13 protein-coding genes are annotated in these 13,227 nt (G+C 61.1%); 8 read left to right on the top strand and 5 right to left on the bottom strand.

Annotation, left to right across the window (positions count from 1 at the left end; all coding sequences use genetic code 11):
- Nucleotides 1-16 precede the first annotated feature (16 nt).
- Complete coding sequence (locus tag KI235_RS13300; protein ID WP_003201010.1) at nucleotides 17-715, top strand: outer membrane beta-barrel protein; 699 nt, start codon at nucleotides 17-19, stop codon at nucleotides 713-715.
- Nucleotides 716-768: 53 nt separating this feature from the next.
- Here KI235_RS13300 and KI235_RS13295 read toward each other — a convergent pair whose 3' ends face one another.
- Both KI235_RS13295 and KI235_RS13290 read right to left on the bottom strand, forming a co-directional pair.
- Nucleotides 769-1,434, bottom strand: coding sequence for a response regulator transcription factor (locus KI235_RS13295; RefSeq protein WP_013693119.1), 666 nt, complete (start codon nucleotides 1,432-1,434; stop codon nucleotides 769-771).
- Nucleotides 1,421-2,263 carry a hypothetical protein gene (locus tag KI235_RS13290; protein ID WP_052239517.1) on the bottom strand — a complete coding sequence of 281 codons (843 nt, stop codon included), beginning with the start codon at nucleotides 2,261-2,263 and terminating at the stop codon, nucleotides 1,421-1,423. Before KI235_RS13290 ends, KI235_RS13295 begins: the two co-directional genes overlap by 14 nt.
- Nucleotides 2,264-2,364: 101 nt before the next feature.
- On the opposite strand from KI235_RS13290, the gene KI235_RS13285 reads away from it, so the two are divergent.
- On the top strand, nucleotides 2,365-2,793 hold the full coding sequence (locus KI235_RS13285) for a DUF1810 domain-containing protein (RefSeq protein WP_003201004.1): 429 nt from the start codon (nucleotides 2,365-2,367) through the stop codon (nucleotides 2,791-2,793).
- A 412-nt stretch (nucleotides 2,794-3,205) separates the two neighbouring features.
- Here the strand turns inward: KI235_RS13285 and KI235_RS13280 are convergent, their stop codons facing one another.
- The 3 genes from KI235_RS13280 to KI235_RS13270 form a co-directional block, all read right to left on the bottom strand.
- Nucleotides 3,206-4,450, bottom strand: coding sequence for a saccharopine dehydrogenase family protein (locus tag KI235_RS13280; protein WP_043042741.1), 1,245 nt, complete (start codon nucleotides 4,448-4,450; stop codon nucleotides 3,206-3,208).
- 25 nt (nucleotides 4,451-4,475) lie between these two features.
- Entirely contained in the window at nucleotides 4,476-5,573 is a 1,098-nt protein-coding gene (locus KI235_RS13275) for a carboxynorspermidine decarboxylase (protein ID WP_003201000.1), read from the bottom strand.
- A 254-nt stretch (nucleotides 5,574-5,827) separates the two neighbouring features.
- On the bottom strand, nucleotides 5,828-6,763 hold the full coding sequence (locus KI235_RS13270) for a Ppx/GppA family phosphatase (RefSeq protein WP_003200999.1): 936 nt from the start codon (nucleotides 6,761-6,763) through the stop codon (nucleotides 5,828-5,830).
- Nucleotides 6,764-7,082: 319 nt separating this feature from the next.
- Here KI235_RS13270 and ppk2 point away from each other — a divergent pair, with 319 nt between their 5' ends.
- From ppk2 to phnE (KI235_RS13240), 6 genes are all read left to right on the top strand, one after another.
- Nucleotides 7,083-8,000 carry a polyphosphate kinase 2 gene (gene ppk2, locus KI235_RS13265; RefSeq protein WP_028237133.1) on the top strand — a complete coding sequence of 306 codons (918 nt, stop codon included), beginning with the start codon at nucleotides 7,083-7,085 and terminating at the stop codon, nucleotides 7,998-8,000.
- A gap of 68 nt (nucleotides 8,001-8,068) precedes the next feature.
- The gene (locus tag KI235_RS13260; protein ID WP_003200997.1) at nucleotides 8,069-9,688 is read left to right on the top strand and encodes an inorganic phosphate transporter; all 1,620 of its coding nucleotides are present in this window, start codon (nucleotides 8,069-8,071) and stop codon (nucleotides 9,686-9,688) included.
- Between the two features lie 264 nt (nucleotides 9,689-9,952).
- Nucleotides 9,953-10,804, top strand: coding sequence for a putative selenate ABC transporter substrate-binding protein (locus KI235_RS13255; protein ID WP_003200995.1), 852 nt, complete (start codon nucleotides 9,953-9,955; stop codon nucleotides 10,802-10,804).
- Nucleotides 10,801-11,598, top strand: coding sequence for an ATP-binding cassette domain-containing protein (locus KI235_RS13250; RefSeq protein ID WP_003200992.1), 798 nt, complete (start codon nucleotides 10,801-10,803; stop codon nucleotides 11,596-11,598). The genes KI235_RS13255 and KI235_RS13250 overlap by 4 nt, the downstream gene beginning before the upstream one ends.
- Complete coding sequence (phnE, locus tag KI235_RS13245; protein ID WP_003200989.1) at nucleotides 11,592-12,419, top strand: phosphonate ABC transporter, permease protein PhnE; 828 nt, start codon at nucleotides 11,592-11,594, stop codon at nucleotides 12,417-12,419. The genes KI235_RS13250 and phnE (KI235_RS13245) overlap by 7 nt, the downstream gene beginning before the upstream one ends.
- A complete protein-coding gene (gene phnE, locus KI235_RS13240; RefSeq protein WP_013693114.1) occupies nucleotides 12,416-13,183 on the top strand; it encodes a phosphonate ABC transporter, permease protein PhnE in 768 nt (255 codons plus the stop codon). The genes phnE (KI235_RS13245) and phnE (KI235_RS13240) overlap by 4 nt, the downstream gene beginning before the upstream one ends.
- Nucleotides 13,184-13,227: the final 44 nt, after the last annotated feature.

Raw genomic sequence — 13,227 nt, 5'->3', positions numbered from 1 at the left:
ACATTTCGGATCTAGCATGAACCTACAGAAAAACAGCCAATATCTGCTCATGGCCATCGTTGGCCTGGGGGCTATTGCCCCAGCATCGAGTTTCGCCGACAACCTCGGCCCCTATGTCAGTGGCATGGGCGGCGTGAACTGGGTCTCTAAACAGGACCTGACCCAGAACAGCAATGATTTCGTCGAGATGGAATACAATCAACCGCTGCACTCGGGCTACGCCACCGGGCTGGCAGTGGGCTGGCGGTTCCCGGTCGGACTGCGGCCCGAGGTGGAGCTGAGCTACCGCCGCAACACCATGGACCAATTCAATAACCGGGTCTACGAGGGCGGAAGCAGCATCGAGGGCAAAGGCGAAGAGGAAGCCAGCAGCCTCATGGCCAACCTCTGGTATGACGTCTCGAACCTGCCGGCCCCCTTCAGCCGCTTCACACCTTATGTAGGCGGTGGCCTGGGCTACGCGGTGCTGACCATCAAGGGCCTGGAAGCGGGTGGCGTCGAGTTCGGCGGCACCCATCGCGACACCGTCTCGGCCTGGCAACTCGGCGCAGGCGTTGCTTACGAGCTGAGCGACCATTGGTCCATGTCCCTGGATTACCGCTACTTCAAGACCGGCGAAGCGAACTACGGCAAAATCCAGGGCCTGGTCCCAGCCGATGTGAAAACCGAATACAACGCCCAGTCCTTGATGCTCGGCCTGCGGTACTGGCTGTAAGCGCTAGCCGGATCGACGCCTTGCCTTGGCCAGGCGTCGATTTCTCATCTCGTCTAACGCAAAGTGCCAGGCGCCTGGCGCCCGGCAAAACGCGCCGCAGCCACCGCCCGGTTGGGGACGTTCAGCGCACGGATCAACGAAGAGACATGAATGCGCACAGTGAAGGGAGAAATCTCAAGCGCTGCGGCGATCTCCTTGTTGGTCTTGCCTTCGGCAATCAATTGCCAGACCTCTCGCTGCCGGGACGTGAGCTTGTTCATGTCATCGTTGGAGCCAAGCGGCAGCGGGTCCGAAGGCTCGTACTTGACCAGTACTTCGCCACGACGAATAGCGCCGATAGCCTTGCCGACCTGCTCGGGAGAAAGGCTCTTACCGACAAAGCCGTCGACACCGGTCTCCATGACACGCCCAATGACATCGCCGTCATCCAGGGTCGAAACCACAATCATCACAGTGTGCTTGAGTGCCTGGCGCAACTGCGCAAGCTCGCTGACGGAACCCAGGCCGGGAAGACGTATATCAAGAATCAGCGTATCGAGAGCGTGTCCATTCGTTACGAGCGTCCGTACTTCTTCCAGGCTCCCTGCTTGTTCGATCATCGCCTCAGGTACCAGGCGTTGCAGTAACAGCGTCATCCCCTCTCGGAACAGCGGGTGTTCGTCTGCCACGATGATCCGGCAAATCTTCTGGCCCGAAACGCGTCGTTCATCGCGCCTCATACTGCATCTTGATAACTTCGCTGATTCTCTGCGCAACGCCATTGGCCGGCGGCGTGACGGATCGGATCGACTGCCCACGGTAGGGTCCGTCCGCAGGAAACCAATTCTGGACAACGACGACGTTTTTCGGCTGCGTGGCCGAAGCCGAGCCGGTAGAAATTTCATTGGTGAACTTGCAGGTATCAAACGTGCCGAGGGCGGTCTTGATCGTTTCGCGACCGTTGTAAGTCAGCTTCTCGACGACATCGAACTCGATGGTTGCCCCGGCGCTCACGGCTTTGTTTTTGTAGCTGACGGTGACGGTCTGCCCAGGTTGCAGATCAATTGGTGTGGAAGCGGGAGGCTGGTAGAGGGTGGTCACCAACGATGCCCCGGCGCCATGGCGATCGCCGTAACGAATCAATCGACCGTCCTTGATCTCGGCGAAGGTTGTCGTCAGGAAGAACGGCGCATTGTTCAAGAACGAGGTGTGCGCCGAAGCCATCGGATTGGCGTCGGCAAATGCCTCACGCCCCAACGTCTCGGTTTTGCCGCGACTGATGGCCGACGACAGGTTGTCGCGGCTTTCGTACTCCACCACTGTCCCGGCCTGAAAGTCCGCTTCGTTGGTGCAAGCGGCTGAAGACGTTGCACTGGCGGTCGAGGCCGACGCATCGGCGATAAAAGAACCCCAGCCACTGACGGCAAGGGTCGAGGCGGTGAACGCCGTTGCCAGGCGTTTGCGCCAAGCCGGATTGACGTTGGACTTTCTGGCAGATGTACTTTTCAAAAAACAGATCCTTGTCCCGATGTGCTCGTTGCGATCGATCGAAAAACCGATAACGCTCATAGGTTAGGGACGAGCGCCGAGCGGCGCTATAGCGCAAGTGTGCTATAGGCTTTGCCCTTGTCTGGTTCATTCTTCAGCCTTGAAACCATACGGAGGCTCGCATGACCGAATCACTGGAGCGTTTTATCCAGGCGCAAGCGTCTACCTATGAGCACGCCTTGCTGGAACTGCGGCGTGGCCGCAAGGAAGGCCATTGGATGTGGTTCATCTTTCCGCAATTACGCGGCCTGGGCGTCAGTGAGAACGCCACCTACTATGGCCTGTGCGGCATTGACGAAGCGCGTGACTATTTGCAGCACCCGCTTCTGGGACCGCGACTCGAGCGCGCCACCCGTGCCGTACTGGACTCGGGAGTCGCTTTGGAGAAACTCCTCGGGACCATCGATGCCATGAAGTTCGCGTCCTGCATGACGCTTTTTGCAGCGGCTGCGGGCGAGCATTCCGTGTATGCCCAAGCGTTGGAGGGTGGGCTGAAGGTCGACGCAAGGACACTGGATTTGCTTAAGGAGCAAGAGAGTAGAAATGCCTGACTACGAAACGTGGACGTTGCTCCAGCCAATTGAGTGGTGAGCGAAAAATCAAGAGATCGCAGCCTTCGGCAGCTCCTACGCTCGACCCAGCGAGAACAGGCTCTCATGGAACAAATTGCAACCATGTGATTTTTAAGGCTGAAAATACATATCGATCGTTCCCACGCTCCCGCGTGGGAATGTCGCCAGGGACGCTCCGCGTTCCGCTTCTGGAAGGTGACGCAGAGCGTCGCGGGATGCATTCCCACGCAGAGCATGGGAACTATCAAATAGGTATATCCAGGGACTTATGTGGCGAGGGGATTCATTTGACGCGGCCATAAACGAAAAATGCCCCGTACCTTTCGATACGGAGCATTTTTTCAAGGCTTCCCGCGGATTGTGGGAGCCGGAACGCAACCCGCCGCTATCCTTAGGCGTTTTGGTTCCAGGGACGGTCTCCATGCTCGTCCTTGATGCGCGTAGGCAAGCCCATCACGTCCAACGCCTCGAGGAACGCCTCGGCAGGCAGCTCCTCGACGTTGACCATGCGCTGCACGTCCCACTCGCCACGGGCCACCAGCAAGGCTGCGGCCACGGGTGGCACGCCTGCGGTATAGGAAATGCCCTGGCTGTCGGTTTCGGCGTAGGCGTCCTCGTGGTCGGCCACGTTGTAGATGAACATCTCGCGCGGCTGGCCGTCCTTGACGCCCTTGACCAGGTCGCCGATGCAGGTCTTGCCGGTGTAGCCCGGCGCCAGCGAACTCGGGTCAGGCAGCACGGCCTTGACCACTTTCAGCGGCACGACTTCCAGGCCTTCGGCGGTCTTGACCGGTTGCTCGGAGAGCAGGCCGAGGTTCTTCAGTACGGTGAACACGTTGATGTAGTGCTCACCGAAGCTCATCCAGAAACGTACGTTGGGCACGTCGAGGTTCTTCGACAGCGAGTGCACTTCGTCGTGGCCGGTCAGGTACAGGTTCTGCGAGCCTACGACCGGCAGGTCGTCGGTGCGCTTGACCTCGAACATGGTGTTGCTGGTCCACTGGCTGTCCTGCCAGCTCCACACCTGTCCGGTGAATTCGCGGAAATTGATTTCCGGGTCGAAATTGGTGGCGAAATATTTGCCATGGGAGCCGGCATTGACGTCGAGAATATCGATCGAATCAATGCGGTCGAAATGCTGTTGCTGCGCCAGTGCCGCATAGGCATTGACCACACCCGGGTCGAAGCCCACGCCGAGAATGGCGGTGATGTTCTTTTCCTGGCACTCCTGGAGGTGGTTCCACTCGTAGTTGCCGTACCAGGGCGGCGTCTCGCAGACCTTGCCCGGTTCTTCGTGGATGGCGGTGTCCAGGTAGGCCACGCCGGTATCGATGCAGGCACGCAGCACCGACATGTTGAGAAAGGCAGAGCCGACGTTGATGACGATCTGGGACTCGGTTTCGAGAATCAGCGCCTTGGTCGCTTCGACATCCAGAGCGTTCAGTGCGAAAGCCTTGATGTCGGCGGGTTGCTTGAGGCTACCCTTGGCCTTGACGCTGTCGATGATGGCCTGGCATTTGGAGATGTTGCGCGACGCGATAGCAATACGACCGAGTTCGTCGTTGTGCTGCGCGCACTTGTGGGCCACCACCTTGGCGACACCTCCTGCACCAATGATAAGTACGTTCTTCTTCAATTTCTTCATTTCTCCTTCCGCCAACTCAAGACAGGCTGGACAGATAGTCGTCGTAAACAAACTCGCGAACCACCTCGACGCTGCCGTCGAGCTGCTTCACTACGATGGACGGCATTTTCAGGCCGTTGAACCAGTTTTTCTTGACCATGGTGTAACCCGCTGCGTCGATGAACGACAGCCGATCGCCGATGGACAGCGGACGATCGAATTGGTACTCGCCGAAAATGTCTCCGGCCAGGCAGGATTTGCCGCACACCATGTAGGTGTGTTCGCCCTCGCTCGGTGCCATTTTGGCGTCCAGGCGATAGATCAGCAGATCGAGCATGTGCGCCTCGATGGAACTGTCCACCACGGCCAGGTGCTTGCCGTTGTAGAGCGTGTCGAGCACGGTGACTTCCAGCGACGCACTCTGGGTGATCGCGGCCTCGCCCGGCTCCAGGTAGACCTGCACGCCATATTTTTGCGAGAAGGCCTTGAGCCGCGCGCAGAAGGCGTCCAGGGCGTAGCCCTCGCCGGTGAAGTGAATGCCGCCACCGAGGCTGACCCACTCGACCTTATGCAGCAAGTGACCAAAGCGCTCTTCGATAGTGCCCAGCATCTGGTCGAACAAACCGAAATCGCCGTTCTCGCAGTTGTTGTGGAACATGAAGCCGGAGATATGCTCGATGACTTGCTCGATTTTCACCGGATCCCATTCGCCCAGGCGGCTGAAGGGGCGCGCCGGGTCAGCCAGCAGGTAATCGGAGCTGCTCACTTGCGGATTGACCCGCAGGCCGCGGACCTTGCCGGCCGACGCTTCGGTGTAGCGCTGCAACTGGCCGATGGAGTTGAAGATGATCTTGTCGCAGTTGGCGAGCATCTCCTCGATCTCATCGTCGGCCCAGGCGACGCTGTAGGCATGGGTCTCGCCAGCGAACTTCTGCCGGCCGAGCTTGAGCTCATAGAGCGACGACGAAGTCGTGCCGTCCATGTACTGCTGCATCAGGTCGAACACCGACCAGGTGGCGAAGCACTTGAGCGCCAACAAGGCCTTGGCCCCGGACTGCTCACGCACATAGGCGATCTTCTGCATGTTCGCCAGCAGCTTTTGTTTGTCGATGAGGTAGTACGGCGTTTTGATCATTTTCGAGGCCTCCGGGCAAGGCGAGCCAAAAAAGGATGCGCATTGTGCCTTCACTGACTGCATATCGAAAGAGCGAAAAGCCCCGTTCACGCAATCACCCTGATCCGGGCCCACGCTTTGCGATAACCGGACGTACCGACTGCCCAGGCGATGAAATGCTGGATGATCTGGTAAAGAAGGGGTCACCGAAGAGGCGCTGATGCTCGAAATTGAGCCATCGCTGATAGACGGCAATGGGTAACAACCGTCCGTGATCAGTGCTGATGCATCAGACCATGCAGAACGCCGAACCTCAGGCCCGGCTCGGAAGCAATCATTTGCGAGATACCAAAGACCTTGAATGCCGCCAGCATGATCGCCAGGCCACCGGGCAGGATGCCCAGGCGGTGGGTTTGCAAGCCGGCCAACCTGAGCTGGTTGACATGGCCGACCTCCAACAGTCGCAACGACAACCGCAACAATCCACTGTAGGTAATGCCGCCTTTACCCAAGTCGTTGAGGTCGTTGGCCTTGAGCACTTTGGCCAACATCCGCGCGGTACCGGAAGAGCCGATAGCCTGCTGCCAGCCCAGCGCGCGATAACGAGACGCCACTCTTTCAAACTGCAGGACGGCCACTCGCTCCGCCTCCAACAGCGCTTGAGCAGTCATGCATCCGCCCGGAAAGTAACGCGCGCCAAAAGTGCCGCTGCCAATGGCAATGCTTTCCGTGAACAGCGGCTGCGCACCCTGCCCCAGAATCAGTTCGGTCGAGCCACCGCCGATGTCCACCACCAGCCGCGTACGCTCGACACCGGGCACCGTATGGGCAACACCGGCATACACCAGTCGGGCTTCTTCGTGCCCGGAGAGCACGTCGATCCGAAACCCCAGGTGGCGCTCGGCGCTGGCCAGGAACAGCTGGGCATTCGCCGCCTCGCGCACGGCACTGGTCGCCACCGCCCGCACCCGTCCGGCTTCAAAGCCGCGCAGTTTCTTGCCGAATCGGGCGAGCGCCTGCCAGCCCCGATCCAGTGCCAGCTCGTCCAACGCCCCGGCCTGCAGGCCCTCAGCCAATCGGACCGGCTCGCGCAGGGTTTTCACTTCCTGGATCACCAACTGTCGATTGCGCTTGACCGACTGGCCGATCATCAAGCGGAAAGCGTTAGAGCCCAAGTCAATGGCCGCGAACAGGGGGGCGTCGCCTTTCATAGCGGTGTTCCTTGATTCATCAGCCAGCAGGCACAGGCGCTGCCGGACTTCCCACGATGGTTTGCGAAGATCCTGCCATGGCTTCGATGACACCTGGATGACACCCCTGGCGCTCGGCCATGGAAAACAGACGCGCACCAACGAAATTTCGGGCGAACCCTGCGCCTTCGAGCGTAATCGATAAAACTCGATCGTGCAGGCATCCTCCAGAGATAAACGTTTTAGCCATGGGAAAGCGCGTGAGGCTCGGATGACCGTCACCGTCATGTAACAAAATGCAACTAGCGTGGATGGCGCCTCCACGACCGAGTTTTCCATCATGCTTTCAACCCAGGACACCTTGGTACAGCGCATCCACCGCGAACTGCTTGACCACAGTGACGAAGAGCTGGAGCTGGAGTTATCCGAAGACGGGTATGACCTGAACGCCTTGTTCGATGAACATGCCCCGGATAGCAGCGAGAAGGAAATCCGACGACTGTATTTCAGCGAACTGTTCCGCCTTCAAGGCGAACTGGTGAAGCTGCAAAGCTGGGTGGTCAAGACCGGACACAAGGTTGTGATCCTGTTCGAAGGACGCGATGCCGCTGGCAAGGGTGGCGTGATCAAGCGTATTACCCAGCGACTCAATCCACGGGTATGCCGCGTCGCCGCCCTGCCCGCCCCCAACGACCGTGAACGGACTCAATGGTACTTCCAGCGCTACGTCTCGCACCTGCCTGCGGCGGGTGAAATCGTGCTGTTCGACCGCAGCTGGTACAACCGCGCCGGGGTCGAACAAGTCATGGGGTTCTGCACCGCCGACCAGTACGAAGAGTTCTTCCGTACCGTGCCGGAATTCGAACGGATGCTCGCTCGCTCCGGTATCCAGTTGATCAAGTACTGGTTCTCCATTTCCGACCAGGAACAGCACCTGCGCTTCCTCAGTCGCATTCATGACCCACTCAAGCAATGGAAGCTCAGCCCCATGGACCTGGAGTCCCGCCGGCGTTGGGAGGCCTACACCAAGGCCAAGGAAATCATGCTCGAACGCACCCACATCGCCGAGGCTCCCTGGTGGGTGGTGCACGCCGACGACAAGAAAAAGGCCCGGCTCAATTGCATCCATCACCTGCTTGGGCAAATGCCCTATGAAGAGGTGGAAATGCCGGCCATCGAACTGCCGCAGCGAGTACGACAGCAAGACTACTCCCGCAGTCCGACGCCACCGGAGCTCATCGTGCCTCGGGTCTATTAAGGCCAGCCAGGCAGGGACGCCCGGCACCGCGCCTCCCACTTCCACAGCTCACTGAATCGGATTTCATCATGACAAACCAGACCCTGGTCATGGACTCATCGAGTTCCATCGCCCCCAGCTCAAGACCGCAGCTCACCGGCAAACCGAGCGTGATCACCTTGGTGGTGTTTTTCGCCGTACTGGGCAGCGGTTTGCTGTTTACCGCCTACAGCCTGATGCACGACATGAACGAACTCGGCACCGTAGTGACCACCTGGACGCCGTTCCTGCTGTTGGGCGTGGCGCTGCTGATTGCCCTTGGCTTCGAATTCGTCAATGGCTTCCACGACACTGCCAACGCCGTGGCCACGGTCATTTATACCAATTCCATGGCGCCGAACTTCGCCGTGGCCTGGTCGGGCTTCTTCAACTTCCTCGGAGTGCTGCTCTCCAGCGGCGCCGTGGCCTTCGGCATCATCGCCCTGCTGCCGGTGGAACTGATCCTGCAAGTCGGCTCCTCCGCCGGCTTCGCGATGATCTTCGCCCTGCTGATTGCCGCCATCCTGTGGAACCTGGGCACCTGGTGGCTGGGTTTGCCGGCGTCGTCGTCCCACACGCTGATCGGCTCGATCATCGGCGTGGGCGTCGCCAATGCCCTGATGCACGGGCGTGACGGCACCAGCGGTGTGGACTGGGCCCAGGCGACCAAGATCGGCTATGCGTTGCTGTTGTCGCCGCTGGTGGGCTTCGGTTGCGCTGCATTGCTGCTGCTGGCGCTGCGGGCCTTCGTCAAGAACCGCTCGCTGTACAAGGCCCCGGAAGGCAATACGCCGCCGCCCTGGTGGATTCGCGGCATGCTGATCCTGACCTGCACCGGCGTGTCATTCGCCCACGGCTCCAATGACGGCCAGAAAGGCATGGGCCTGATCATGCTGATTCTGGTCGGCACCCTGCCGATGGCGTATGCGCTGAACCGCACCATGCCGGCCGACCAGGCGCTGCAATTCGCCGCCGTGGCGCAAGTCACCCAGCAAGCACTGGTCAAGCACTCGCCGCTGCCGGCCCCGGCAAATCCGCGAGCGATCCTTTCCACCTACGTGGGCAGCAAGGAGGCGACGCCGCAATTGGTACCGGCCCTGGCCGCCATGACCGGCAGCATCGGCGCCGAGGTCAAGGGCTACGGCTCGCTGGCCAAAGTCCCCGCCGAAGCCGTGGGCAACGTGCGCAACGACATGTACCTGACCAGCGAAACCATTCGCCTGATGGACAAGAACAAGGTCGGCAACTTCGACGCCGACACCAGCGCCCAGCTGCAACTGTTCAAGCAGCAGATCGACAATTCCACGCGGTTCATTCCACTGTGGGTGAAAATCGCCGTGGCCATCGCCCTCGGCCTGGGCACCATGGTCGGCTGGAAGCGCATCGTGGTGACGGTGGGTGAGAAAATCGGCAAGTCCCACCTGACCTACGCCCAAGGTGCCTCAGCCGAAACCGTCGCCATGCTGACCATCGGCGCCGCCGACATGTTCGGTTTGCCGGTGTCCACGACCCATGTGTTGTCCTCCGGCGTGGCCGGCACCATGGTCGCCAACGGTTCCGGCTTGCAGATGCGCACCATCCGCAACCTGGTGATGGCCTGGGTACTGACGCTGCCTGCTGCCATCCTCCTTTCGGGCAGCCTCTACTGGTTGTTCACCAAGCTGTTCTGACCTCTCGTTCGCCGAGGCCTCACCTGACTGAGGCCTCGCGCTGAATCTCCTGTCCGCCACCTGCCAATGTGGGAGCGAGCTTGCTCGCTCCCACAAGGGTTGTGGGTGAGCTTGAGATCGCTGCTCTGTCCTATCTTCTTCATCTGGCAGGCCAGAAAACGGTTAATATCGCTCTCCTTCGTCTACCCTCACAGAGCGGCGTACCGCCCTCCACGTGGGCGTGATGCTTCACCATTCCTTGCCTTCATGTACCGGAGATCCTCCATGCTCAAGCGTTCCCTGGCATTGGCCGTCGGCGTTGCCCTGTCTTTTTGCAGCCTGCTGACCCAGGCCGCCGACACCTTGAAAGTCAGTGCGATTCCCGATGAGGCCCCGACCGAGCTGCTACGCAAGTTCAAGCCGCTGGGTGCTTATCTGGAGCAGCAAACCGGCATGAAAGTCGAGTTCGTACCCGTCAGCGACTACCCCGCCGTAGTCGAAGCGCTGGCCACCGACCGGATCGACATGGCCTGGCTGGGCGGCTTCACCTTCGTGCAGGCACGCCTGAAAACCGGCAACGCCATTCCCCTGGTCCAACGCGAACAGGACGCCCAGTTCACCAGTAAATTCATCACCGCCGACCCGGCCGTCAAATCCCTCGCCGACCTCAAGGGCAAGACCTTTGCCTTCGGTTCGGTGTCGTCGACGTCCGGTAGCCTCATGCCGCGCTATTTCATGCTCAAGGACGGCATCAAGCCGGAAAGCTACTTCAGTCGCGTGGGCTACTCGGGCGCCCATGACGCCACAGTCGCCTGGGTCCAGGCCGGCAAGGTCGACGCTGGCGTGCTGAACGCCAGTGTCTGGGAAAAACTGGTCGCTGCCGGCAAGGTCGACACGACCAAGGTCAAGGTTTTCGCCACCACCCCAGCCTATTTCGACTACAACTGGACGGTGCGCGGTACCCTCGACCCAGCGTTGGCGGCCAAGATAAAGGCAGCTTTCCTGGCACTCGATCCAGCCAACCCGAAGGACAAGGAAATCCTCGATCTGCAGGCCGCCAGCCGCTTCATCGAAACCAAGCCTGAGAACTACAAGGGCATCGAGGAAGCCGCACGCGCCGCCGAACTGCTCAAATGACCCTGCAACTGACCCAGGTCAGCGTTACCCATGCCAATGGCGTCCAGGCGCTGCGCGGCATCGACCTGCACATCGGCGTCGGTGAACAGGTCGCCATCATCGGCCCGTCCGGCGCGGGCAAGTCGAGCCTGCTCAACCTGCTGGCCACTGCCCTGCGCCCGGGTAACGGCGAGCTGCAACTGCTCGGCGAACGCGCCTGGCAGTTGTCTGCCCGCCAGCGTCAACGCCTGCGCGCGCGCATCGGCCTGATCCACCAATCGCCGCCGCTGCCGCCGCGTCAACGCGTGGTCACGGCGGTCCTGGCCGGAAAGCTCGGTCAGTGGGGCATCGGCAAAAGCCTGTTGAACCTGCTGCATCCGCTGGATATTCCAGGCGCCAGGGCGGCGTTGGCCCGACTGGACCTGGGCGACAAATTGTTCGCGCAATGCCAGCAGCTGTCGGGCGGACAGCTGCAACGCGTAGGCATTGCCCGGGTGTTGTACCAGGCGCCTGAGGTGCTGCTGGCCGATGAACCGGTTTCGGCCATGGATCCGGTACTGGCCCAGCACACGCTTTCGGTGCTTTGCCGCCATGCCCGGGAGCACAACGTCACCCTGGTCGCCAGCCTGCATGCGGTGGAACTGGCCTTGGCACACTTTTCCCGGGTCATTGGCCTGCGTGATGGACAGATCCTGTTCGACCTGCCAACCGAAGCCGTAGACCGCCAGTTGCTCGACACGCTCTACGCCAACGAACAGCTACAGTCTTCGCCAACGCCCCCCGCTTCCTTGAGCGTGCAGATTCCCCGATGCTGACACGCGATACCCGAGACCCCGCCACCCGCCCGCGCCTGCTGCTCACTCTGCTGGCCCTCGTCCTGCTGTGGCCGGGCATCCAGTTCAGCGAACTGGACCTTCGCGTGCTGGTGGCGAGGGACAGCCAGAGTGAAATGGGCCGGTTTGTAGCAGCCTTCTGGCCTCCAGCCCATGGCGACGAATTTGTCGAGCTGCTGTGGCAGGCCACCTTGCAGACGCTGGCGATCGCCACTGCCGGCATGGCCCTGGCGTTGCTGTTGGCGGTGCCCGCGAGCCTGCTGGCCAGCCGCGCCCTATCGCTGTCGGCGGCCTCCCGTGCCGGGCACCCGGGTTATTGGGGGCAACTGCTGCGCTGGCCGGTGCGCGGCCTGCTGATCTTCCTGCGCAGCGTCCCGGAAATCGTCTGGGCCTTGCTCTTCGTGCGTGCCGTCGGCCTCGGCCCCACGGCCGGTGTACTGGCGATCGCCATTACCTACAGCGGCATGCTGGGCAAGGTCTACGCGGAAATCTACGAGTCGGTCGACCAGCGTCCGGCCCATGCGCTCTTGCAATCCGGCAGCAGCCGGTTCGCCGCTTTCTGCTACGGGATCCTGCCCAATGTCGCGGCGGAACTGTTGTCGTACACGGTGTATCGCTGGGAGTGCGCCATCCGCGCCTCGGTAGTGATGGGCTTCGTCGGTGCCGGGGGCCTGGGCCAGCAAATGGACCTGTCGCTGCGAATGTTCGCCGGCGGTGAAGTGGCCAGCCTGCTGCTGACGTTCCTGGTGCTGGTACTGCTCGCCGATCAACTCAGCCGCCTGCTGCGCTGGAGGCTGGCATGAATCGCCTGATCAACGCGGTCATTGTCCTGGGCATCGGTGCGGCAGTCGTCGCCTCGTTCATCTACCTGGGCATCGACCTGGGCGAGCTCGGCGACAGCGGCAATCTGCACCAGATGGGCGCTTATGCGCAGCGTTTTCTCAGCCCGGACCTGAGCCTGGGCCACCTGAAGGCGATCGGCCACGGCGCCCTGGAAACCCTCGCCATGTCGGCCATTGGCACCTTGCTCGCGGCAGTCTTCGGCCTGCTATTGGCCTTGCCTGCGGCCGGGCGCTTCGGCTGGCCCCTGCAGAGCGCTTCGCGGCTGGTGCTCAATGCCTTGCGCGCGGTTCCAGAATTGGTGTGGGCGGCGCTGATGGTCCTCGCCGCCGGGCTCGGCCCCAATGCCGGCACCCTGGCCTTGGCCCTGCACACCACCGGCGTGCTCGGCCGGCTGTTCGCCGAAGCCCTGGAAAATACCCCGTCCGAACCGGCCGACGCCATCCGCCTGCAAGGTGGCAATGCGGTATTGGCTTTCTGCTACGGCACGCTGCCCAACCTCCTGCCCCAGCTACTGGCCTATGTCTTGTACCGCTGGGAAAACAATATCCGCATGGCCAGCGTGCTCGGCTTCGTCGGCGCCGGGGGCTTGGGGCAAATGCTCTACGTCAGCCTCAGCCTGTTCCAGGAAGCCCAGGGCAGCACGGTGATCCTGGCGATGTTGTTGCTGGTTTTCGCGGTCGATACGTTGAGCAGCTGGAGTCGCCAACGCTGGGTCAAGGCTTGAGGTCCTATTGACTGACAGGGCCCTATCGCGAGCAAGCTCGCTCC

Origin of the sequence: Pseudomonas sp. St386, assembly GCF_018325865.1 — a bacterium.
In the GTDB taxonomy this organism is placed as follows: domain Bacteria; phylum Pseudomonadota; class Gammaproteobacteria; order Pseudomonadales; family Pseudomonadaceae; genus Aquipseudomonas; species Aquipseudomonas brassicacearum.
Note: the sequence above shows the minus strand (reverse complement) of the source record. Positions and strands in the feature narration are given on the sequence as shown.

Excerpts from the sequence above, each read along its gene's own strand:
- KI235_RS13260 (WP_003200997.1), top strand. The coding sequence starts at position 8,069 with ATGACAAACCAGACCCTGGTCATGGACTCATCGAGTTCCATCGCCCCC.
- KI235_RS13275 (WP_003201000.1), bottom strand. The coding sequence starts at position 5,573 with ATGATCAAAACGCCGTACTACCTCATCGACAAACAAAAGCTGCTGGCG.
- KI235_RS13250 (WP_003200992.1), top strand. The coding sequence starts at position 10,801 with ATGACCCTGCAACTGACCCAGGTCAGCGTTACCCATGCCAATGGCGTC.
- KI235_RS13270 (WP_003200999.1), bottom strand. The coding sequence starts at position 6,763 with ATGAAAGGCGACGCCCCCCTGTTCGCGGCCATTGACTTGGGCTCTAAC.
- KI235_RS13255 (WP_003200995.1), top strand. The coding sequence starts at position 9,953 with ATGCTCAAGCGTTCCCTGGCATTGGCCGTCGGCGTTGCCCTGTCTTTT.
- KI235_RS13295 (WP_013693119.1), bottom strand. The coding sequence starts at position 1,434 with ATGAGGCGCGATGAACGACGCGTTTCGGGCCAGAAGATTTGCCGGATC.
- ppk2 (WP_028237133.1), top strand. The coding sequence starts at position 7,083 with ATGCTTTCAACCCAGGACACCTTGGTACAGCGCATCCACCGCGAACTG.
- KI235_RS13285 (WP_003201004.1), top strand. The coding sequence starts at position 2,365 with ATGACCGAATCACTGGAGCGTTTTATCCAGGCGCAAGCGTCTACCTAT.
- KI235_RS13290 (WP_052239517.1), bottom strand. The coding sequence starts at position 2,263 with ATGAGCGTTATCGGTTTTTCGATCGATCGCAACGAGCACATCGGGACA.
- KI235_RS13300 (WP_003201010.1), top strand. The coding sequence starts at position 17 with ATGAACCTACAGAAAAACAGCCAATATCTGCTCATGGCCATCGTTGGC.
- phnE (WP_003200989.1), top strand. The coding sequence starts at position 11,592 with ATGCTGACACGCGATACCCGAGACCCCGCCACCCGCCCGCGCCTGCTG.
- phnE (WP_013693114.1), top strand. The coding sequence starts at position 12,416 with ATGAATCGCCTGATCAACGCGGTCATTGTCCTGGGCATCGGTGCGGCA.